Below are 20,457 nucleotides of genomic sequence, written 5' to 3'. Positions count from 1 at the left end.
TTGGAGCCAGTTGTTAATGGGTCACTTAAGGGCATTACTGACTAAACTATTAAATGAATCAACATCATAGAGCTGGCCTCGAAAACCAACTGATTAATTTCAGTTGGTTTTTTTTTACGTAATGAAAGTCATTACAACTTAAATAGTACGTTTTTAATTCAATAATCATCATATTTTTATCTGTAAAGTGCGAATGATCATATTAATTAGAAAAACTATATGTTCTAATGTGAACATAAACTGGCGCGAACGAACATTTAATTCAAGGATTCCGAAATGAGCCTCAATAGAACGAACAATATTAAACAACTAGCTGAAGAAGAGTTAGATGTCCTTATTTTAGGGGGTGGTATCAACGGTGCTGTCGCTGCTGCATCTTTGGCTGCCAAGGGAGTTAAAGTTGGCCTGATCGATAAAGGCGACTTTGCTGGCGCAACAAGCTCTAACTCATCAAATCTTGCGTGGGGTGGTATTAAGTATTTAGAAAGCCACGAATACCGTTTAGTGAATAAACTTTGTAAGAGCCGTAATAACCTAATGAAGCATTACCCATCGTCAGTGACTGAGGTGCGTTTCTTAACCACTATCCAAAAAGGCTTTCGTTTCCCTGTTTGGTTTGTGTTCATGGGAACGTTAGCTTATTGGTTATTTGGTCGACTATTTACTATGGCGCCTAAATATCTAACACGTAATGCCATTAAACAACTTGAACCAAGTATTAAAGTAACTGGCGCTCAAGCTGGTTTTGAATACTCAGATGCTTTCTTAAAAGACAATGATTCGCGCTTTGTATTTAACTTTATAACGGCGGCTGCAAAAAAATCAGCGCTTGTTGCAAACTATGTAGAGTCAATTAAGGCGGTGCGTGAAAACAATCAATGGGTTATCGATGCTAAAGATAATACCACTGATGAAACCTTTACGATTAAAGCAAAAACCTTGATCAATGCCTGTGGACCAATGGTTGACCAAGTAAATAAAAGTACCAAACAGAAAACATCACATCATCACTTATTTTCAAAAGGTGTGCATTTAACGGTTGAACGTATTTCAAAAGATCACCGTGTATTGGCCTTCTTTGCAAGCGATGGACGTTTATTCTTTGTATTACCAATGGGTTCAAAAACGTGTATTGGCACCACTGATAACCAAGTAGAGAGCCATAAAACAGAGGTTACAGACGAAGATCGTCAATTTATTCTTGATAATGCTAATACATTATTAGAGTTAGATAAGCCGTTAACTAAAGCAGATATTATTGCAGAAAGATGTGGTGTTCGACCATTAGCTATCGAAGCCGAAGAAGGCGTTGCAGATTGGGTCGCTTTATCTCGTAAACACGCGATAGATGTAAATAAGTTTGATAAACACATCAGTATCTTCGGTGGTAAATTAACTGACTGTATTAATGTGGGTGATGAAATTGCTGATATTGTTGAAGACTTATCGATCCCAATGAAGAAGACAACTTCGCGTTGGTATGGTGAACCTGCTGATTCAGTTAAAGCTAAATTTATGAGTGCAATGGCAGAGATTGATAAATTAACACCAAAAGGTGCGATTGAACCTTTATCAAGTCGTTTCTGGCGCCGTTACGGTGAAGATGCGTTTATTCTATTAGAAGCGATTAAACAAGATCCTAGTAAAGCTGAACTTGCTCTTGAGCATACAGAGTTTACTTGGGCTGAAATAGATTGGGTTGCTGAGAATGAGATGGTTGTTAACCTCGAAGATCTACTGCGTCGCCGCTCGAAAGCAACATTAGTGATCCGTAAAGAATATTTAGATAATGCAGACGGTCTAGAAGCTGTTAGTGAACGTTTATTTGGTGACCAGGCACAACAGAAAGTTGCTGATTTTCGTAACGCGGTTTCGTTAAACCGAGGTTAATTGCTCGAAGGTTAGTTTGTTAGATTGAAAATTAACTAAAGCTTTAAGTTAAAAAAAACCACTACCAAGCGTAGTGGTTTTTTTTATGCTTTTTAGCAGAATAAAAATGATTATTAGCTTAATGAACATTTTATTCGATTGCAGTGATAGCTAAATCTTGAGGTAGGTTAGTTTGATTGGTGTAGATTTGATCAAATGTCGCTAATGACGCTATTTTCACTGAAGCCGAACCCGACCACTTACTTGCATCCGCGACTAACCAAGTTTGTCGTGAGTTGTGTAAAATACTTTGTGATAGCTCTGCTTCAGCAGTTTCATGTTCTATCGCAATATGACTTTCAGTAACAGCGGCACATCCCAATATGCCAATATCTGCTTCAAAACTATTAAAAAACGTTAACACACTGTGTCCCACCACATCCTGTTGCTGAGATCTAAATAAGCCTCCGGCAATATAAACTTCAATTTCAGGGTTCGATTCTAAAATCTTCACTACTTGCAAGTTGTTGGTGATCACTCGATTTTTGGTTTTTAAATAATAAGCAATACGTGTCACTGTGGTGCCTATTCCCATCATGATAGTCGCGCCATCGGGAATGGAATCGGCGACTTTTTTGGCAATTTTATCTTTGACGTCAAACTGTAAGTCGCTACGCAGTTGATAACTGGTATTGGTTAATTGTACTGGCAAACCAACCCCACCGTGAATACGCCGTGCATAGCCAGCTTTACAAAGTTGGTTAACATCACGTCGAACGGTTTGTGTGGTAACTTGAAAATATTCAGCCATAGTATCAATCTGAATATCTTCATGTTGCCTCAAACGAGCGAGAATATTTTGTTGGCGCGCATTTATCTTTATCATGCTTGAGCAAACAGATCAGGTTTATCTGTGATGATCATCTCAACTCCCCAAGCTCTAAATTTACTAGCTTGCTGAATATCGTTGAGGGTCCAAATATTTAATTTTAGGCCTGATTGTGTGATTTCTTTAGCCATCTCTTCGGTTAATATTTTGTAATCAATATGCAGGCTATATAAATTGAGCGGTTTTAATTTTACTAATGTTGTTCGTGGCTCATGTTCGGTAATATAACCGAGACGAACCGTTGGCATTATTTGTCGACAGTGCGTTAATGCTAATGTCGAAAAACTAGAGATAATTAATTTCTCATGTGGGAAGTTCATTTTTTCTAACACTTCTGCCACTTTATCGACTAAAGGTTGTACTTGATGGTCATGATGAATTTTGATTTCTAGGTTCATAGATAAATCATTAGCCATAAAAAATGCTAAGGTTTGCTCCAGAGATTGAATCTGTTCTCCTGCAAACTCCTCTGAAAACCAGCTACCTGCATCTAATGCTTGTAATTGCTCAAGCGTTAAGTCTGCAACTTTATTTTTGCCATTAGTACAACGATCCACTGTCTCATCATGGAATATGACGGGGGTGTTATCGGCACTCAATTGTGTATCAAGCTCAATCCATTTTGCACCAGACTGTAAAGCTTTTTTGAAACCAGCTAATGTATTTTCTGGTGCTAGCGACGCTGCACCACGATGACCTGCGATCATAAACCCACCTGTAATGTTCAAATGAACGTAAAAACCCTGTTATTTAGGATTGTATTGCAAAAACAAAGCAATGTGAAAATAAATAAAAAAATAAACATTACTATAAATTGTCATTAAATGTTAACAATTTAGTGGTATTTTTATGTTCAGGTCTACATTTTTGTAACGTGTTGTTTGCACTGACTCAATTTTAATATGATCCTATAAATGTTCATTTGAATTATGTTGTAAGCACAATTGCATACAACTTAAATAACCATTTTTTATTTTCAGAAACTGATGAAGCGCTCAAATGTAACTTCACAAATTTAACTTCACAAATAAAGGTATTATTTATGATAAAGGTAATTGGAACCATCATGACCGCTGCTGCATTACTTGTTGGTTGCGGCGAAAAACCTGCTGAAACAGCGACTACAGCAACAGAAGCTGTTAAACCAATTGATATCAACATGAGTTTAGTTTTCACTCAAAATGAGCTGCTAACACAAGAGCTAATTAAAGTGAGTGACAAGATCCGCGAACGTACCGATGGCGGCATCAACATTAAAGTTTACCCAGGCGGACAGTTACCAGTTTATAAAGATAATCTCGAGCAAGTCGTGAACGGCGCAGATTGGATTGCGGTTGAAGATTTAAGTTACCTTGGCGATTACGTGCCGGACTTTGCTGCTCTAGCAGGTCCAATGTTATACAACTCATACGATGAATACCTGGCAATGATGGATACACAATTAGTGGCCGATTTAACTGCACAAGTAGAAGCAAAAGGGATCAAAGTACTGAATGCTGATTACATGTTTGGTTTCCGTCATATGATCACTAATAAAGAGATTAAAAACTCTGCTGATATGGCTGGTATGCGTATTCGTGTTCCAGGTAGTCAATTATTTATTAGCACATTAGCATCAATGGGCGCTGCACCTGCATCATTGCCTTTCCCTGAAACCTATGCTGGCGTACAACAAGGTGTTGTAGATGGTCTCGAAGGTTCAATTTTAACAATGTACTCAACTAAAATGTATGAAGTCGCTAAAAACATGTCTTTGACTAAACATTTCTTAGGGACTGTTGGTCTGTATATTTCACCTAAACTATGGGATAAATTTACACCAGAGCAACAAAAAATTGTTAATGAAGAGTTAGCAGCTGGTGCTATCTCAAATACTAACGAGTTAGTGAAATTGGATGCTGAATACACGCAAAAACTAGAAGAGTTAGGTGTTAAATTTAACGAAGTGGATAGCGCTGAATTCAGCAAATTAACAGCTGATGTTTATAACCAGTTCCCAGCATGGAGCAGTGATATTCGCAGCAAGATTGGTGCTGAACTTGAAAAAATTCGTGCGGCTAAATAGCCGAAGTAGTATCACCACATTTAACCTTGTACCTAGTGACTAACATTAAGTATTCACGTGAGTGATTAACGCTAAGCACTACCGCTGCTATCGTTAAAGGTTATAAAATAATGCTGCTTTATTGTTTTTAACGATAAAGCAGCATCTTTTTTAGTACGTAATAGGCTTTATGCCTCTAGCATGATTGATGTGTTTTTTAAGTAAACTGTTGTCCCGTCTCTAGTATTATTTATGTATTTTAAAAGCTAAATATTGTTATGCCGCGAGTTTGTTTTATGTGCGCTTAAAGCAACACAATGTATTACTAAGCTGCTTGCTTTCGAGCACCGCAATGAGTTAACGAGTAGGAGAAGTCATGGGCTTCTTATTTAAAAATTTTGAAGAAATCTTAGCATCAATTGCTATTTCCATTACCATTTTGATGGTCATTATTAATGTCATCCTGCGTTATGGTTTTGGTTTTGTTGTTCCGTGGAGTGAAGAATTAGCCGTTATTTGCTTTATTTGGTCTGTTTATTTTGGTATTAGTTCTTGTTACAAACATAAGCTACATATGGGCGTAGATGTGATCATTGCGTTATTGCCTGAAAAAGCAAAAATTCCATTCAATATAGTCATTTCCTTTTTCTTACTGGCTATCAACTTGATCCTTGCTTACCTAAGTTACGATTACATGATGCTGTCTAACAAAGTGACGCCGGTGATGGGCATGTCCTACTTCACTATTAATGGTGTGCTATTTCTTTGTTTCTCTTTGATGTCGATTCATACCGTCAATTTTATTTTCAAAGATATTAAGCAGCTTAGGCAACCTAAGCAATCCGCACAAACTAAGCAATCTAGCGACGTTTCCTCGTCGCAGTCAGACATATAGGTGACACAGTGGAAATCTATCTTCCTATTATTATTTTGTTCTCTCTGTTTTTGCTAAATGTACCGATTGCATTTTCTTTAATAGCTTCTTCGCTGGTTTATTTTTTATTTATTAATACCTCGATCCCTGTGACGCTAGTGATGCAACGATTCATCTCATCGGCTTCCTCATTTCCGCTATTAGCGATCCCCTTCTTTATTATGGTGGGGTCGGTAATGAATTATTCCGGCATTAGTCGTAGTTTGTTATCTCTGGCGGATTCATTGATCGGTCATAAAACCGGTGGTTTGGCACATGTGAATGTGGCTCTAAGTACGCTAATGGGCGGCATTTCCGGATCTGCGAATGCAGACGCAGCCATGCAATCGAAAATACTTGCACCAGAAATGACTAAACGAGGTTACGACTTACCCTTTACCGCTGCGATTACAGCTGCATCATCGAGTATTAGCCCAGTTATTCCTCCTGGTATTAATTTAATTATTTATGCTTTGCTAGCCAATGTTTCAGTGCATGAAATGTTCATCGCAGGTTATGTGCCTGCTTTTATGATGGCATTATCATTAATGGTGACGATTGCAATTATAGCGAGACGTAGAAAGTATGCCCCATCAAGATCTGAGCCTGCACCAGCTAAAGAAAGGCTTCATTATTTAGGCAGAGCTATTCCAGCTTTATTGATTCCCTTCGGGATTATTTTAGGTATGCGCTTTGGTTTATTCACTCCTACAGAAGCAGGTGCCATCGCAGTTTTACTGTGTGCAATCATCGGTTTATTTGTTTATCGCGAGTTAAAGCTGACACATTTCCCTGCTATTTTTAAAGAGACAGTGCAAGGCACCAGTAGTGTCATGTTCATTATTATCGGTGCGATGATCTTTGGTTATTACATGACCTTGGAACAAATTCCGCAGAACGTTGCCTCTGCATTAATCTTAGTCACAGATAACAAGCTAGTGCTGTTAATGCTGATTAACTTACTGTTATTGATAGTGGGGATGTTTATTGAAGGCGGTGCTGCAATGATAATCCTAACTCCGCTGTTATTACCGGCTGTGCTTAATCTAGGCGTTAACCCTGTGCACTTCGGTATCATTGTGATCGTTAATATTATGATTGGTGGTGTGACCCCTCCATTTGGTTCCATGATGTTTACGGTTTGCTCGATACTGAAAGTAAAACTGACCGACTTTGTACGAGAGGTTGCACCTTTATTATTAGCATTATTAATCGTGTTAATGATTTTAACTTACTCGGAAGGTTTAGTAATGTTCTTACCTAACTTGTTATAAGCACGAATAAATAAGCATTAATAGATAAGCGTTATAGATGCTTAAGGAAATACAATGAAGCAATTAAAAAACACCTTAACCAAGGATTGGAAAGAGGTGCAGTGGGTATTAACAGATGTTGACGATACATTAACCTGGCACGGGCAGTTGCCACCAGAGACCTTAATAGCACTGGCCGCGTTACAACAAGCAGGGCTGAAAGTGGTTGCAGTAACAGGGGCTTGCGCAGGCTGGTGCGATCATATTGCACAACTGTGGCCGGTTGATGCAGTGATTGGCGAAAATGGCGCTTTTATTATGGAAAAGGAAGCGGGTAATTTAACCCTTAAGTCAGGGCTTCCTCTTCAACAAATTGCACAAAATCAAGCCACCTTAAAAGAGCAAGTTACTAGCATTTTAGCGGATTACCCTGACCTAGGTTTAACATTAGATCAGTCTTATCGTTTATGTGAAGTCGCGATTGATATTGGTCAAAATCGCGACCCTGTTGCTACGCCTGTTATTGAAGAAGTCGTGTCTAAGATTAAAATGTTAGGCGCTAATGCAACGGCGAGTTCAATTCATATTAATAGCTGGTATGGAGAGCATTCTAAAAAAGCGACATCATTTCAGTTTTTGCAGGAAAAAGGCTTATCAACCTCTGAGATACTTGCACAAGCTTGTTATGTGGGAGACTCCTTGAATGATCAATTCATGTTCGCGGCTTTACCTAAAAGTGTGGGGGTCGCTAATATCAAAAATTACTGGGAAAGGCTTTTACATCATCCAAAATTCATTATGACTGAACCGGGTGGTTATGGTTTTGCTGAGTTTACTAAACAGTTATTAGCGATAAAGAACTTCGCTTAACAATACATTCACTGTTACGATTGTTGCTTTAATAGGTTCACACCACTTATATTAGCTAGATCATTCCCTATGGAGTAAATATTGATTAACAGAGCGGCTGGTAATAATACAACAAATAATAATCGTATTTTATGGATGGCTTTTTTAGGTTTGTTAATGACCAATTTATTTTGGGCCATTAATGCTATTTTAGCCAGAAGTTATATGCCTGAAGTTGCGCCTATTGCGATGAATCTATTCCGTTGGTTCGGTGTGTTTATATTGCTTACGCCTTTTTGCTTGCCAAGAGTGATAAAAAATTGGGCAATGATCCGCCCACATTTATTGGCGTTAACAGGGCTAGCGATATTAAGTATCGTATTTTATAACAGCTTGCTTTATTTGGCGGCTAATTTTACCACTGTAGTAAATATTACCCTTATTAATACACTTATTCCGATTGCCACTTTATTGATGGCATGGCGCGTCTTGGGTAATCGTCCTCGTTTCATGCAATTCCTTGGTATGGTCATTTCAATATTAGGGGTATTACTGATTTTAACAAAAGGGCAGTTGCTGCATTTATTAAGCCTTAAATTCAGTCAGGGTGATCTATTGATGGTTGCTGCTGTGGTGGTGTGGGCATTATTTACTGTGTTGTTGAAAAAGTTATCACTTAAATTATCGTCTATTAATGTGCTGTATATTTTGATCATGTTGGGGCTACCTTTCTTGATGGTCGCTTATGCCATTGAAGCTGTATTTTTTAAATTTTATTTACCTTCTTTTGAACACATAAGTTTGTTTGCTTATTTGTGGGTGTTCCCATCTATTCTTGCCTATATATTTTGGACTAATGGGGTTTTACGACTAGGGGCGGAAAGTGCGTCATTATCGATAACCTTAATGCCTTTATTTGGGGCTGTATTGGCAATTGTATTTCTTGATGAATCCATATTTTGGTTCCATATCGCAGGCGGAGTGTGCTCTCTGTTAGGCATGTTATTCGCGCTGCTACCAGCCAATAAACTGGCTGTTTTGTTTAAATTCAATACTCAGGCTAGAGGTATGTCAAAAAGTTGAAAATAAATCGATACTTAAGGGATGATTTATTTGCTACTTGTTAGCAATTCATTAACATCCTAAAGACTTTATTACAGATAAGTGAAGCATTGGAAAATATAACACTATAAATAATCGTTACCATTCAAGGAGTTTAGAATGCCGTTAAAAAGAATAATTACAAAATTAGCGATCGGAATGACGATGGCAGGGGCGTTATTAACGCCTTTTATGGCCAATGCCGCTAAAGCAGAATATAAGTGGAAAATGGTAACAACTTGGCCAAAAAACTTTCCAGGTTTAGGGACAGGGGCAAATGAATTAGCGAAACTCATTAATGATATGAGTGACGGACGAATTCAAGTTAAAGTTTATGGTGCAAAAGAGTTAGTGGGTGCATTAGAAGTGTTTGATGCTGTCTCTCGTGGTACCGCAGAATTAGGCCACAGTGCCGCCTATTATTGGAAAGGTAAAGTACCTGCAGGGCAGTTTTTTACTTCGGTACCCTTTGGACTAACAGCGCAAGAGATGAATGGCTGGATTTTCACTGGTGGTGGTTTAGAACTGTGGCATGAAGTCTATGAACCCTTTGGTATTGTGCCTATGCCGGGTGGCAATACAGGCGTGCAGATGGGTGGTTGGTTTAATAAACGTATCGATAGTTTAGCCGATGTTAAAGGCTTAAAAATGCGTATACCGGGTTTAGGTGGTGAAGTGTTAAAACGCGCTGGCGGTACACCTGTATTGCTACCGGGTAGTGAAATCTTCCCTGCTTTACAATCGGGTACTATTGATGCAACGGAATGGGTTGGCCCTTATAACGATTTAGCTTTTGGTTTAAACAAAGCAGCTAAATACTATTACTACCCAGGATGGCATGAGCCAGGTTCTTCAATGGAAATCCTGATCAATAAAAAAGCATTAGAAGGGTTACCTGAAAATCTACAATCGATTGTGTTAAATGCAACAAAAATCGCGAATGCAGATATGTTAGCCGATTTCACAACTCGTAATCATGCGGCTCTTGGACAGTTAATGAGTAAAGGCGATATTGAGTTATTACCTTTTCCAAAAGATGTGTTAGCTGAATTAAAAGTGTTATCGGAGCAGGTGGTTGAAGAAGAAGCTCAAAAAGATGAAATGAGCAAAAAAGTTTATGCATCTTATAAAGCTTATCGAGATCAAGTTATTAAATGGCATGATATTTCAGAAAAAGCTTACTTAAATGCAAGAAGTCCTGAGTAGTTAGCCCCTATTTCACTACTCTCAATGTTAATCCTGTTCATTAAAGTGTTATTAATACCTTTATGAATAGGATTAATTTCTGTTTTAACGTCATAATAACGGCCGTGATATTTTATTGAATCGTAATGTACTGGATTACATTAGATTAATAGTCACACCGCGCCGTTTCTTTTAGTTTGTAGATTGAGAATTTTGTATGGATACACCATCCCCTTCATTAATAGCCGTGATCAGGAACATTAATCGTTTCAGTGATTGGTTAGGTCGTTTTGTCTCTTGGTTTGTGTTAGCAATTGTGCTGATTACCTTCACCGTTGTTGTTATGCGTTATGCTTTTAATACTGGCTCTGTATTTATGCAAGAATCTATTAGTTACTTTCATAACTATGTGATCATGTTAGGTATGGGATACACCTTGCTCAAAGGTGCTCATGTCCGTGTTGATATATTTTACCGACCAGCTTCTGCAAAGAAAAAAGCCTGGGTTAACTTATTAGGCTTCCTATTTTTATTACTGCCAACCTGTGTCTTTATCTTCTATATCGCGTGGGAATATGTGGCAGCCTCTTGGGAAATATTAGAAGGTTCGCAGGAAGCGGGCGGAGTTGATGCGCGTTACCTGTTTAAGTCTACGATTTTACTAATGCCGGTATTAATGATCATTCAAGGCATTGCAGAAAGCTTAAAAGCGATATTAATTATTAAAGGATATGAACAACACGTGTTGGCATTAGATGTAACTGAAGAGGAGCATGGACTATGATCGAATTTATTCCTCTATGGTTATTTGCTTTTGCCTTCATCATTTTATTGATTGGTTATCCGGTTGCGTTTGCGCTAGCTGGCTCGGCTTTATTATTTGCGCTAGTTGGCTTTGCAACAGATACCTTTGATAGTGTTTTTTTAGAAGCTATTCCAAATCGTATACAAGGTATTCTAGCCAATGACTTATTAATAGCGATCCCCCTATTTGTATTTATGGGGGTGATGTTAGAGAAGTCCAAAATAGCTGAAGACCTGTTAGATACCATGGGCCAAGTGTTTGGTGGCAAACCTGGTGGTCTCGGCTTATCAGTATTGATTGTGGGCATGTTATTAGCTGCTAGTACTGGGATTGTTGGTGCAACGGTTGTAACGATGGGCCTGCTAGCATTACCGACCATGCTTAAGCGTGGTTATTCTCCGCAAGTTGCAACGGGTGTAATTTGTGCATCGGGCACCTTAGGACAAATCATTCCACCTTCTATTGTATTGGTGTTACTGGGTGATGTGATCTCTTCCTCTTATCAACAAGCACAATTAGACCAAGGTATCTTCTCTCCGGAAAGTGTCACCGTAGGAGACCTATTTTTAGGTGCTTTGCTGCCTGGTATTTTATTGGTCAGCTTATATGCGATTTATATTATCGCTATTGCTATTATTGCCCCTAAAAAAGTACCCCCTATCCCTGCCGATGAACGTAAGGTAAGTAGAGAGCTGTGGATACAAGTACTAACCGTATTGATTCCGCCAATTGGTTTAATCGTATTAGTACTGGGCTCTATTCTCGGCGGTATCGCAACACCAACGGAAGCAGCATCTGTGGGTTCTATTGGAGCGATTATTCTCGCTAAACTTAAGAATACACTTACCTTTCCTGTATTACAGAAAGTGTTACGCAGCACTACTGAAGTAACCTCAATGGTATTTATGATACTCATTGGTGCTTCTATCTTCTCATTGGTATTTAGAGGTTTTGGTGGTGATGACCTAGTGCGTGAGTTTTTAACTAACTTACCGGGTGGTGTGTTTGGTGCGGTCTTTTTAGTGATGTTAGTGATGTTCTTGCTGGGATTCTTTTTAGACTTTATTGAAATCACTTTTGTTGTGATCCCAATTGTTGCACCTATCTTGCTAGCAATGGGCATTGACCCTATCTGGTTAGGTATTATGATCGCGTTAAATTTACAAACGTCGTTCTTAACACCTCCCTTTGGATTCTCACTGTTTTATTTGCGTGGTGTCGCGCCAGATTCGGTATCAACGCCACAAATTTATCGCGGTGTGATCCCTTTTATCGCAATTCAAATAGTGGTAATTGGTCTACTCGCTTATTACCCGCAATTGGCAACCTGGTTACCTGAATTAGTGTACGGTTAAACAAACTAGTCACTGGCAATTCACTTAGCTGCAACTTTAAAGCGTTCTTTTATAAAGAGCGCTTTTTTATTTGTTGTGAGTCGTAAAAAGAGTTATTTGTTGTCGAGCTGTAGAGGGAATTATTTGTTGCTGAGCCGTAAAGAGAGCAGTTTATTTCCCCTCGTTGTTTTTACTATTAATCGTTGTTTTTACTACTAATACCACAGCCCTTTAAAATCACTTGTGTTAATAATTGCACGCCTTGTTCAAAGTCTTGCTCTTCTAGCTGTTCTTTTTTCATGAGAATACTGATTTGTAAACCATGGTCTGCATAGGCTTGTGTACTGGACCATAACATAAACAGTAAATGTTGCGGATTCATCGGATCCATCCATTTTTTATCGATCCAACTTTGGAATACTTGGCAGGTCTGTTCATATTGTTCTTTTAATTCTGCCTCTAACGGCGCTCGCAGGTAATGCGCACCATGTAATACTTCTGCAGCAAAAATGCGTGATGCATTGGGATGTTGTTGCGATTGACGCATTTTATTGGCGATATAAAGCGGCAGGGCATCTCTAGGGTGAGAGCGCTCATTCATTTCATTCATGCTGCCCATCCATAGCTTTAATAATTGGCTCATGACTTCTTTATACAAACCTTCTTTGGTTTTAAAGTAATAAAGAATATTGGCTTTTGGTAAACCTACTTCCTGTGCGACTGCTAAAACAGTGGTGCCTCGATAACCTCGCTCTGCAAATATTTTTTCAGCGGCCGCTAAAATATGTTTTACATTATCTTTACGTATATCAACTAATTTTCCTCGCTCTTGTATTGCTCTTTTTTGTCCTGTTTTTTGAGTCGATTTTTTAATTGTCTTGTTCATAACTAGGAAACACTCTGTAGGGTTGTCACGTTGCTAACTCTCGCATTTAAAAATGTAATAGATGCTTAACATGATGGGATTTAGATAATGCTAAACCCCATCTATTATGATGCTAAGAAGAGTGGGGGCTATTTTAGTTTGCCGTCAACGCCTTCAACATAATAATTCATGCGTAATAAATCACCGTCTTTCATCACTTCGCCAGCAGGAACAATCTCTTTGCCAGATTGATCCTTGATCGGCCCTGTGAATGGGTGGAATGCACCACTCACAATTTGTGCTGACAATGCATTTACTTTATCAACCACATCCTGTGGAACAGCTTTATTGAAAGGTGCAATTTGTGTCATACCTGAACCAATACCTTCCCAAACATCTTCCGATTTCCATGTACCATCCATGATAGATTGAACACGTTTAACGTAAAAACTATCCCAGTTATGTACGGCTGCAGTGAGTTGTGCTTTTGGACCGTAATCACTCATATCCGAATGGTAAGCAATCGCATAAATGCCTGCATCTTCAGCTGCTTGCACTGCTGCCGGAGAATCCGTATGAAAAGTAATTACATCGGCTTTTTGGTCGATCAAACTGTTCGCTGCTTCACGCTCCTTTGCAGGGTCAAACCAAGTATTTACCCAAACAACTTTAACTTTTAGGTCTGGTTTTACTGAACGAGCACCTAGTGTAAATGCATTAATACCACGCACTACTTCAGGAATAGGGAATGCACCGATATAACCCAATACATTTGATTTTGTCATGTAACCTGCAACAACACCGGTTAAGTATCGTGCTTCATAAATACGGTCGAAATAAGTGCCGACATTTTTAGCGCGTTTGTAACCCGTTGCATGTTCAAAACGTACATTTGGGAAACGTTTAGCTACTTTAAGTGTTGGATTCATGTACCCAAAAGAAGTGGTAAAAATTAATTTATGACCACTTTGTGCTAGCTGTGTGATCACACGCTCAGCATCGGGACCTTCAGCTACATTTTCGATAAAAGTCGTTTTAATTTTATCGCCGTATACTTTTTCTAGGTTAAGTCTCGCTTGGTCATGTGTGTAGGTCCAACCTGCTTCTCCTGTTGAACTCACGTAAACAAACCCTATTTTTAATGGTTCTTCTGCATGGCTAAATGCAGAGAAACCCAAGGTCAGAGTTAAACACAACATTTTGAAAATCTTTTTCATATTTGTTCTCCATCTATCGATTTTTGTTTTGCATTAAAAACTGCTTAATGACGTTCCATATCAAATACCATTTTTTGAACACGAATCAAGGTTGGTACATAGTATGCAGAGCAAGAAACTGACCAAGTGGTCAAATGCATTTAAAATTTTTTAATGTTCTACAATTAATAATGCTAAGGACCTATAAACAAAGGCTCAGTTAGTAAAGGGAGGTTTACGTGATTCAGTTTTTACTTAATAACGAAATGATTGAACTGAAATCGTTTGCGCCAAGTCTGAGCATTTTAGACTGGTTACGCACCAATATGGGGAGAGCTGGGAGCAAAGAAGGATGTGCTTCAGGAGACTGTGGTGCTTGTACGGTTGTGGTTGGTGATTTAATTAATGACCAGTGGCAGTACAAAAGTATTAATGCTTGTTTAATGCTGGTGGGCAACTTACATGGGAAACATCTGATCACGGTGGAAGCGCTTACGACTAAAGTCGACCCCAAGCTAGAAGATTTACATCCAGTACAACGTGCCATGGTTGAATGCCATGGTTCTCAATGTGGCTTCTGTACACCCGGTTTTATTATGAGTTTGTTTGCTTTGTACATGAACCATAATCAATATCCAGGTAAAGAAGCGGTTATTCAAGCGCTAGGTGGTAATTTATGTCGTTGTACTGGTTATCAACCGATTTTAAAAGCAGCAGAAAAGTGCTTTAGTTATCCACAGCAGGCAGCACAAAATATTTCACATCAAGATCATCGTTTTAGCCAACAGGTTCGGGTGTTAACAGAAACGCTTAAAAAAGCCCTGTTAGCAAATCAAATTCCAATGCTAGAAGATGGGGATCAACATTTCTATTTACCGCAAAATCTATCACAGTTGTGTGCCTTAAAAGCATCGCATCCTCAGGCTCAATTTGTCGCAGGCGCCACGGATTTATCGGTAGAGTTCAGTCAGCGCCTTAGTTATAACAATAAACTTATCTCAGTACGTTATTGTCCTGAATTAATGCAGTTTAATGAAGATCAACAAGGTTTACATATTGGTGCTGCATTACCTTATAGCGAATTTTTAGAGCGATTTTGTGAAATTTATCCAGAATCTCATGAACTGTTTGAGCGCCTAGGATCATTACAAATAAGAAATGCGGGTTCGCTAGGCGGCAGTATTGCTAACGCTTCACCCATTGGCGATCCTGCGCCACTATTTATTGCGCTTAATGCCAGTATTGAGTTACAGAGTTGTCGTGGACAACGTGTGATTGCATTGGCCGACTTCTTTGTTGATTACCGCAAAACACAATTAGCTGACGATGAGGTGATCGTTGCGATCCATATTCCTAAGCGTGACGCTTCATTACAGTTAAGTTGCCATAAAATATCGAAACGCATAGAAGATGATATTTCTGCTGTGTGTTTAGTTTTAAGTTATCAATTGGATAACGATAAAATGCACAATGTTAGATGTGCAATGGGTGGCATGGCTGCAACACCTGCACTGGCTAAAAATGTTGCCAAAGCACTCAATGGGCAAATCTTAAGCCTAGAAAATTTACAGCATGCTGCACAACAAATAGATGTCGATTTTCAGCCGTTATCTGATGTGCGCGCTTCTTCTGCTTACCGTCTTCAAGTTAGTAAAAATCTATTTGATCGTATTTGGTTTCAAGCATTGGGTAAAATTCAAATAAAACAAAATACTCAGGTTAATACCGCCATTCAAACAAGGATCCATCATGAGGCACTTTAAAACAGATAAACCAAGTGGCCTTGCAAAGAATGCGATTGGCCAATCTTTTGCGCATGAAAGTGCGCTTAAACAGGTCACAGGTAAGGCCGTTTATATTGATGATAAACCTGAAGCAATAAACAGTTTGCATGCTTACCCTGTGTTATCAACAATTAGTTGTGGCCATATTGTTTCCATCGATACACGCGAGGCGTTGTCAGTCTCTGGTGTAGTAGATATTTATAGCGCCAAGGATATACCGGGTAAAAATGATGTTGGTCCTGTATTTAGTGGCGATATTTTACTGGCTGATGATAAAATTGAATACCATAGTCAGCCTATTTTATTGGTGGTCGCAAGCAGTTATCAAATAGCTCGCACTGCTGCTAGAAAAGTGAAAATTGAATATCAAGAGACAGCGGCTGTGCTTGATATTAAACAAGCAATGGCTGAGCAGCATTGGGTGCGCCCTCCACATGCGTTACATCGAGGTGAGCCAAAACAAGCAATTAATGACGCCAAGCACCAAATTAATGGTGAACTCTACGTGGGTGGGCAAGAGCATTTTTATTTAGAAGGGCAAGTGAGCACTGCCACGCCAACGGAAGATGGTGGCATGTTTATTGAGTCGTCAAGCCAACATCCCTCTGAAGTGCAGCACTTAGTCGCAAAAATTCTTAATAAACCATTTAATTATGTCACCGTAGAAATGCGTCGTATGGGCGGTGGTTTTGGCGGCAAAGAAACGCAGGCTGCACCTTGGGCATGTCTAGCTGCACTGGCCGCTTTTTATACCGGTAAAAGTGTTAAAATTCGTTTAGCACGAGGCGATGATTTTAAAGTAACGGGCAAACGTCATCCATTTTACAACACCTATCAAGTAGGGTTTGATGATGATGGGCTGATCACCGGTGTTGATATCGATATCAATGGTTACTGCGGTTACTCCGCAGATTTATCAGATGCAATTGTAGACCGTGCATTGTTTCACGCTGACAATGCTTATTATTATCCTGCTGCACATATTAATGGTAACCGTTGCAAAACTAATACCGTTAGTAATACCGCATTCCGAGGTTTTGGTGGCCCGCAGGGCATGATTGTCGCAGAGCAAATTGTTGATGATATTGCTTACTACCTAGGTAAAGACCCATTACACATTCGTAAGCTTAACCTGTATACGCCTGGTCGTGATATCACGCCATACAAACAAAAAGTAGAGCAATTTATTCTTCAGGATATGATTGCAAAAATGGAAGTAGAGGCCGATTACTGGGCGCGTAAAGCCAGTATTGAAAGCTTTAATCAACATTCTCCAATCATTAAAAAAGGGTTGTCATTAACGCCAGTTAAATTTGGTATTTCCTTTACCGTACAGCATTTAAACCAAGCCGGTGCGCTAGTGGTTATTTATGCTGATGGTTCTGTTCATGTTAACCATGGCGGTACGGAAATGGGACAGGGTTTACATACCAAAATAGCACAAATAGTGGCACAGGCTTTTTCCATCGATATGCAACATGTGCTAGTCAATGCAACACGTACCGATAAAGTGCCCAACACCTCACCCACTGCAGCATCAAGTGGGACCGACCTAAACGGTATGGCGGCATTAAACGCAGCGAATACCATCAAAGAAAGATTGTTCGCCTTTGCTAGCGAGCACTTTGCAGTAAATGCGGACAGTTTACAGTTAGTGAATAACCAATTGATCCATGAAAAAGGGCAAATCAGTTTTCCTGAATTAATCAACCTGGCTTATTTAAATCGTATTTCACTTTCTAGCACGGGCTTTTATGCCACGCCTGAAATCTATTACGACCGTGAAAAAGCAGAAGGTCATCCTTTCTTTTATTACGCTTATGGAATTGCACTGAGCGAAGTAGAGATAGATGTATTAACCGGTGAAAACTCAGTTACACGAGTCGATATTTTGCACGATGTGGGTAACTCGATTAATCCCGCATTAGATATCGGACAGATTGAAGGTGGCTTTATTCAAGGTATGGGATGGTTAACCACTGAAGACTTAAGTTGGAATGATAAAGGTGAGTTGGCCAGTAATGCACCTGCCACTTATAAAATTCCAGCGATAGGTGATACACCTGCAGAATTTAATGTCACGCTTTACGATTCACAAAACCCTGCAACCACAGTATTTAAATCAAAAGCCGTAGGCGAGCCTCCGTTTATGCTAGGGATCAGTGTGTGGAGTGCGTTGCGAAATGCCGTCGCCAGTATCACTGATTATCAATTTGCTCCGAGCTTAAATACGCCAGCTACAGCAGAATGTATTTTAGGTGCCGTACAAGTTGCGCAAGACTGGTTACAACAACAAAACAAACAGGAGAGTAAACAAAGCAAACAAGGAGTTGATGATGCTTAATATTTCAACACAAGGTTTACATGCACATAGTTGGTTACAAGCTGCCACTGAACTTGAACAGGGTAGCGAAACCTATGTCATTATTACGCTATTAGGCGCGGCAGGTTCAACACCGCGTGCCAGTGGCACTAAAATGGTGGTGAGTGAAAATAATATTTACGCGACTATTGGTGGTGGGCATTTAGAGTTTAAAGCGATTAAACATGCTCGACAATTGATAACACAAGGAGAAACCTGTCAGCAAGTTGAAAACTTTCAACTCGGGGCTAGTCTCGGACAGTGCTGTGGTGGCCAAGTGTTAGTATTATTTGAAGCCTTTGCTAGCGACAATATGCACCTAGATGTATATGGCGCAGGTCATGTAGCGCAAGCCTTGATACCGATGCTAGGGCAACTGCCGATACGCGTACGTTGGATTGATAGCCGTGCAGATCTATTTCCTGAGCATATACCAAGCAACGTTCAAAAAGTGGTTGATGAAGCGCCTGTGGATCAAGTTAGCAATGCAGTAAAAAACACGGCTTCTTTAATCTTAACGCATAACCATCAATTAGATTTCTCGTTAACGCAAGCCATTATCAAACGTGCCGATTCATTATGGTTAGGAGTGATTGGTTCAGAAACTAAAGCGAAGAAGTTTCAATATCGTTTATCGCAAAGAGGCTTCACCGATGCACAAGTTCAAACCATGACCTGCCCCGTTGGTTTGAAAGCTGTCGCAGGTAAGTTACCAATGGAAGTCGCGATTTCAATAGCAGGGCAGTTGGTTGAGTTATACCAAAGTGTGCAAGTACAATCACCAAAGCAACAGGGCAAAGAATGGAAAACATTGCAAAATAACTTAGTGCAGTTAAGCGCATTACAAAGTAATAAAAGTAAGGTTGGTTAATGGTTTACCTCGTTCCCATGCTCTGCGCTGTCTCTTGATGACTTGTGATCAAGAGACAGCGCTCTGCCTGGGAATGCATATTTAATTTTTATTCGTTGTAGCTCGTCTGCGCTCGTCCAGTCATTAAGGTTAATTGTAGGCTTTGGCATTCCGCCCTAGCGGCGCCTTTACTTTCTCTTGGTCAGAAGAGAAAGTAAGCAAAGAGACTGACACCGAGTCATTTTCTGATCCAAACAACCAACTGCTTTTATAACGCATCGGCTCTTACTGGCCATCCATGGCCACAACGAGCCTAAGCCAAACGTCCTGTTTGGCTTAGCTAAAAGCAGTCGATTAGTTGGGAAAACTCAACGGTGGAATTGTCGTAGCTACATCAAGTAAGGTTTAAGGGAAGTTTTGGTATTGATTTTTAGTTTGGACTTGTTAGATAAGTCGAGATGCTAATTTTTTATAAATCGCATTTTTATCTCGTTTACCAATCGCTAAAACATAAATGACGATTTCATCATCTATTACTTCGTAGGCTAATCGATAGCCCGCGGTACGAAGTTTTATTTTATAAACAGAATCATAACCTTTTAGCCTCGCTGATGGTATGTGCGGGTTAATCAGTCTTTCAGCTAACTTCTTTTTGAATTGTTTTTTAAGCGGTTCTGCTAATTTATCCCACTCTTTTTTAGCCGCAGGTAAGAACTTTAACTTATAAGTCATCTAGACTTACTTCAATCGCTGTTGATAAGTCAGCTCGACGTGCTTCTACGATTTTAGCTAACTCATAATCATCTAGCGTATCCATAAGTAACTCATAGGTTTCTGCAGGAACTAAATAAGCCGTTGGTTTATTATGATTTAAGATAGCGATCGCCGAACCATCAGCCTCATTTAATAAAGCAGTAGGATTTTTCTTAAGCTCTGAAATACTTGCTGAACAATCAGCTAAAACTTGTCTCATGATAATAACCAATTAAGTGTTTAAATAAGACCTTATTTTAGACCTAAATTTAATTAATAGCTATCTGGTTTTTGATGTTTGCTATAACTCGTTTGCGCTCGTTGAGCCATTAAGGTCATTGTAGGCTTTGGTATTCCGCCTTTGCGGCATGTCGTCTTTATTAACTCGCTAAACTTGTTTGTTTT

General features: G+C 39.4%; 18 protein-coding genes. 12 read left to right on the top strand and 6 right to left on the bottom strand.

From position 1 onward, the window contains the following. The first annotated feature begins 276 nt into the window (after nt 1–276). The gene (locus H5084_RS00275; RefSeq protein WP_182689167.1) at nt 277–1,890 is read left to right on the top strand and encodes a glycerol-3-phosphate dehydrogenase/oxidase; all 1,614 of its coding nucleotides are present in this window, start codon (nt 277–279) and stop codon (nt 1,888–1,890) included. Between the two features lie 130 nt (nt 1,891–2,020). On the opposite strand, the gene H5084_RS00270 is transcribed toward H5084_RS00275, so the two are convergent. Both H5084_RS00270 and H5084_RS00265 read right to left on the bottom strand, forming a co-directional pair. Beyond that, entirely contained in the window at nt 2,021–2,755 is a 735-nt protein-coding gene (locus H5084_RS00270; protein ID WP_211235648.1) for a DeoR/GlpR family DNA-binding transcription regulator, read from the bottom strand. Further along, nucleotides 2,752–3,465, bottom strand: coding sequence for a glycerophosphoryl diester phosphodiesterase (locus H5084_RS00265; RefSeq protein ID WP_182689166.1), 714 nt, complete (start codon nt 3,463–3,465; stop codon nt 2,752–2,754). The genes H5084_RS00270 and H5084_RS00265 overlap by 4 nt, the downstream gene beginning before the upstream one ends. Before the next feature lie 335 nt (nt 3,466–3,800). Here H5084_RS00265 and H5084_RS00260 point away from each other — a divergent pair, with 335 nt between their 5' ends. The 8 genes from H5084_RS00260 (at nt 3,801) to H5084_RS00225 (ending at nt 12,263) form a co-directional block, all read left to right on the top strand. Beyond that, on the top strand, nt 3,801–4,823 hold the full coding sequence (locus tag H5084_RS00260; RefSeq protein WP_182689165.1) for a C4-dicarboxylate TRAP transporter substrate-binding protein: 1,023 nt from the start codon (nt 3,801–3,803) through the stop codon (nt 4,821–4,823). A gap of 355 nt (nt 4,824–5,178) precedes the next feature. Then, on the top strand, nt 5,179–5,697 hold the full coding sequence (locus H5084_RS00255) for a TRAP transporter small permease (RefSeq protein ID WP_182689164.1): 519 nt from the start codon (nt 5,179–5,181) through the stop codon (nt 5,695–5,697). An 8-nt stretch (nt 5,698–5,705) separates the two neighbouring features. Continuing rightward, on the top strand, nt 5,706–6,989 hold the full coding sequence (locus tag H5084_RS00250; protein WP_182689163.1) for a TRAP transporter large permease: 1,284 nt from the start codon (nt 5,706–5,708) through the stop codon (nt 6,987–6,989). A gap of 54 nt (nt 6,990–7,043) precedes the next feature. Then, complete coding sequence (locus H5084_RS00245) at nt 7,044–7,838, top strand: HAD-IIB family hydrolase (protein WP_028868560.1); 795 nt, start codon at nt 7,044–7,046, stop codon at nt 7,836–7,838. Between the two features lie 81 nt (nt 7,839–7,919). Next, nucleotides 7,920–8,900 carry a DMT family transporter gene (locus tag H5084_RS00240; protein WP_051369113.1) on the top strand — a complete coding sequence of 327 codons (981 nt, stop codon included), beginning with the start codon at nt 7,920–7,922 and terminating at the stop codon, nt 8,898–8,900. Nucleotides 8,901–9,077: 177 nt separating this feature from the next. Further along, nucleotides 9,078–10,124 (top strand): TRAP transporter substrate-binding protein, encoded by a 1,047-nt coding sequence (locus H5084_RS00235; RefSeq protein WP_259396655.1) that lies wholly within the window; start codon nt 9,078–9,080, stop codon nt 10,122–10,124. Nucleotides 10,125–10,320: 196 nt separating this feature from the next. After that, nucleotides 10,321–10,887 (top strand): TRAP transporter small permease subunit, encoded by a 567-nt coding sequence (locus tag H5084_RS00230; RefSeq protein WP_028868562.1) that lies wholly within the window; start codon nt 10,321–10,323, stop codon nt 10,885–10,887. Next, on the top strand, nt 10,887–12,263 hold the full coding sequence (locus H5084_RS00225; protein WP_310735723.1) for a TRAP transporter large permease subunit: 1,377 nt from the start codon (nt 10,887–10,889) through the stop codon (nt 12,261–12,263). The genes H5084_RS00230 and H5084_RS00225 overlap by 1 nt, the downstream gene beginning before the upstream one ends. A gap of 175 nt (nt 12,264–12,438) precedes the next feature. Here H5084_RS00225 and H5084_RS00220 read toward each other — a convergent pair whose 3' ends face one another. Both H5084_RS00220 and H5084_RS00215 read right to left on the bottom strand, forming a co-directional pair. Beyond that, the gene (locus tag H5084_RS00220; RefSeq protein ID WP_182689160.1) at nt 12,439–13,128 is read right to left on the bottom strand and encodes a TetR/AcrR family transcriptional regulator; all 690 of its coding nucleotides are present in this window, start codon (nt 13,126–13,128) and stop codon (nt 12,439–12,441) included. A gap of 128 nt (nt 13,129–13,256) precedes the next feature. Continuing rightward, on the bottom strand, nt 13,257–14,324 hold the full coding sequence (locus H5084_RS00215) for a BMP family ABC transporter substrate-binding protein (protein WP_182689159.1): 1,068 nt from the start codon (nt 14,322–14,324) through the stop codon (nt 13,257–13,259). 218 nt (nt 14,325–14,542) lie between these two features. Between H5084_RS00215 and xdhA the strand changes: the two genes are divergently transcribed. From xdhA to xdhC, 3 genes are read left to right on the top strand one after another with little or no spacing between them, the layout of a single operon-like run. Further along, nucleotides 14,543–16,066 (top strand): xanthine dehydrogenase small subunit, encoded by a 1,524-nt coding sequence (gene xdhA / locus H5084_RS00210; protein ID WP_310735720.1) that lies wholly within the window; start codon nt 14,543–14,545, stop codon nt 16,064–16,066. Beyond that, complete coding sequence (gene xdhB / locus H5084_RS00205) at nt 16,053–18,431, top strand: xanthine dehydrogenase molybdopterin binding subunit (protein WP_182689158.1); 2,379 nt, start codon at nt 16,053–16,055, stop codon at nt 18,429–18,431. Before xdhA ends, xdhB begins: the two co-directional genes overlap by 14 nt. After that, nucleotides 18,424–19,320 (top strand): xanthine dehydrogenase accessory protein XdhC, encoded by an 897-nt coding sequence (xdhC, locus tag H5084_RS00200; RefSeq protein WP_409077620.1) that lies wholly within the window; start codon nt 18,424–18,426, stop codon nt 19,318–19,320. The genes xdhB and xdhC overlap by 8 nt, the downstream gene beginning before the upstream one ends. Nucleotides 19,321–19,743: 423 nt before the next feature. Here the strand turns inward: xdhC and H5084_RS00195 are convergent, their stop codons facing one another. Both H5084_RS00195 and H5084_RS00190 read right to left on the bottom strand, forming a co-directional pair. Beyond that, nucleotides 19,744–20,031 carry a type II toxin-antitoxin system RelE/ParE family toxin gene (locus H5084_RS00195; RefSeq protein ID WP_182689156.1) on the bottom strand — a complete coding sequence of 96 codons (288 nt, stop codon included), beginning with the start codon at nt 20,029–20,031 and terminating at the stop codon, nt 19,744–19,746. After that, on the bottom strand, nt 20,021–20,272 hold the full coding sequence (locus H5084_RS00190) for a type II toxin-antitoxin system Phd/YefM family antitoxin (protein WP_182689155.1): 252 nt from the start codon (nt 20,270–20,272) through the stop codon (nt 20,021–20,023). Before H5084_RS00190 ends, H5084_RS00195 begins: the two co-directional genes overlap by 11 nt. Nucleotides 20,273–20,457: the final 185 nt, after the last annotated feature.

It is taken from the genome of Psychromonas sp. SR45-3 (assembly GCF_014163575.1).
In the GTDB taxonomy this organism is placed as follows: Bacteria; Pseudomonadota; Gammaproteobacteria; order Enterobacterales; family Psychromonadaceae; genus Psychromonas; species Psychromonas arctica.
This window is presented reverse-complemented; position numbering and strand designations above follow the sequence as displayed.

What these genes read in the sequence shown, in the direction of transcription:
- H5084_RS00235 (WP_259396655.1), top strand. Translation starts at nt 9,078, where the DNA reads ATGACGATGGCAGGGGCGTTATTAACGCCTTTTATGGCCAATGCCGCT.
- xdhC (WP_409077620.1), top strand. Translation starts at nt 18,424, where the DNA reads ATGCTTAATATTTCAACACAAGGTTTACATGCACATAGTTGGTTACAA.
- H5084_RS00215 (WP_182689159.1), bottom strand. Translation starts at nt 14,324, where the DNA reads ATGAAAAAGATTTTCAAAATGTTGTGTTTAACTCTGACCTTGGGTTTC.
- H5084_RS00230 (WP_028868562.1), top strand. Translation starts at nt 10,321, where the DNA reads ATGGATACACCATCCCCTTCATTAATAGCCGTGATCAGGAACATTAAT.
- xdhB (WP_182689158.1), top strand. Translation starts at nt 16,053, where the DNA reads ATGAGGCACTTTAAAACAGATAAACCAAGTGGCCTTGCAAAGAATGCG.
- H5084_RS00245 (WP_028868560.1), top strand. Translation starts at nt 7,044, where the DNA reads ATGAAGCAATTAAAAAACACCTTAACCAAGGATTGGAAAGAGGTGCAG.
- H5084_RS00270 (WP_211235648.1), bottom strand. Translation starts at nt 2,755, where the DNA reads ATGATAAAGATAAATGCGCGCCAACAAAATATTCTCGCTCGTTTGAGG.
- H5084_RS00255 (WP_182689164.1), top strand. Translation starts at nt 5,179, where the DNA reads ATGGGCTTCTTATTTAAAAATTTTGAAGAAATCTTAGCATCAATTGCT.
- H5084_RS00190 (WP_182689155.1), bottom strand. Translation starts at nt 20,272, where the DNA reads ATGAGACAAGTTTTAGCTGATTGTTCAGCAAGTATTTCAGAGCTTAAG.
- H5084_RS00265 (WP_182689166.1), bottom strand. Translation starts at nt 3,465, where the DNA reads ATGATCGCAGGTCATCGTGGTGCAGCGTCGCTAGCACCAGAAAATACA.
- H5084_RS00195 (WP_182689156.1), bottom strand. Translation starts at nt 20,031, where the DNA reads ATGACTTATAAGTTAAAGTTCTTACCTGCGGCTAAAAAAGAGTGGGAT.
- H5084_RS00220 (WP_182689160.1), bottom strand. Translation starts at nt 13,128, where the DNA reads ATGAACAAGACAATTAAAAAATCGACTCAAAAAACAGGACAAAAAAGA.
- H5084_RS00260 (WP_182689165.1), top strand. Translation starts at nt 3,801, where the DNA reads ATGATAAAGGTAATTGGAACCATCATGACCGCTGCTGCATTACTTGTT.
- H5084_RS00275 (WP_182689167.1), top strand. Translation starts at nt 277, where the DNA reads ATGAGCCTCAATAGAACGAACAATATTAAACAACTAGCTGAAGAAGAG.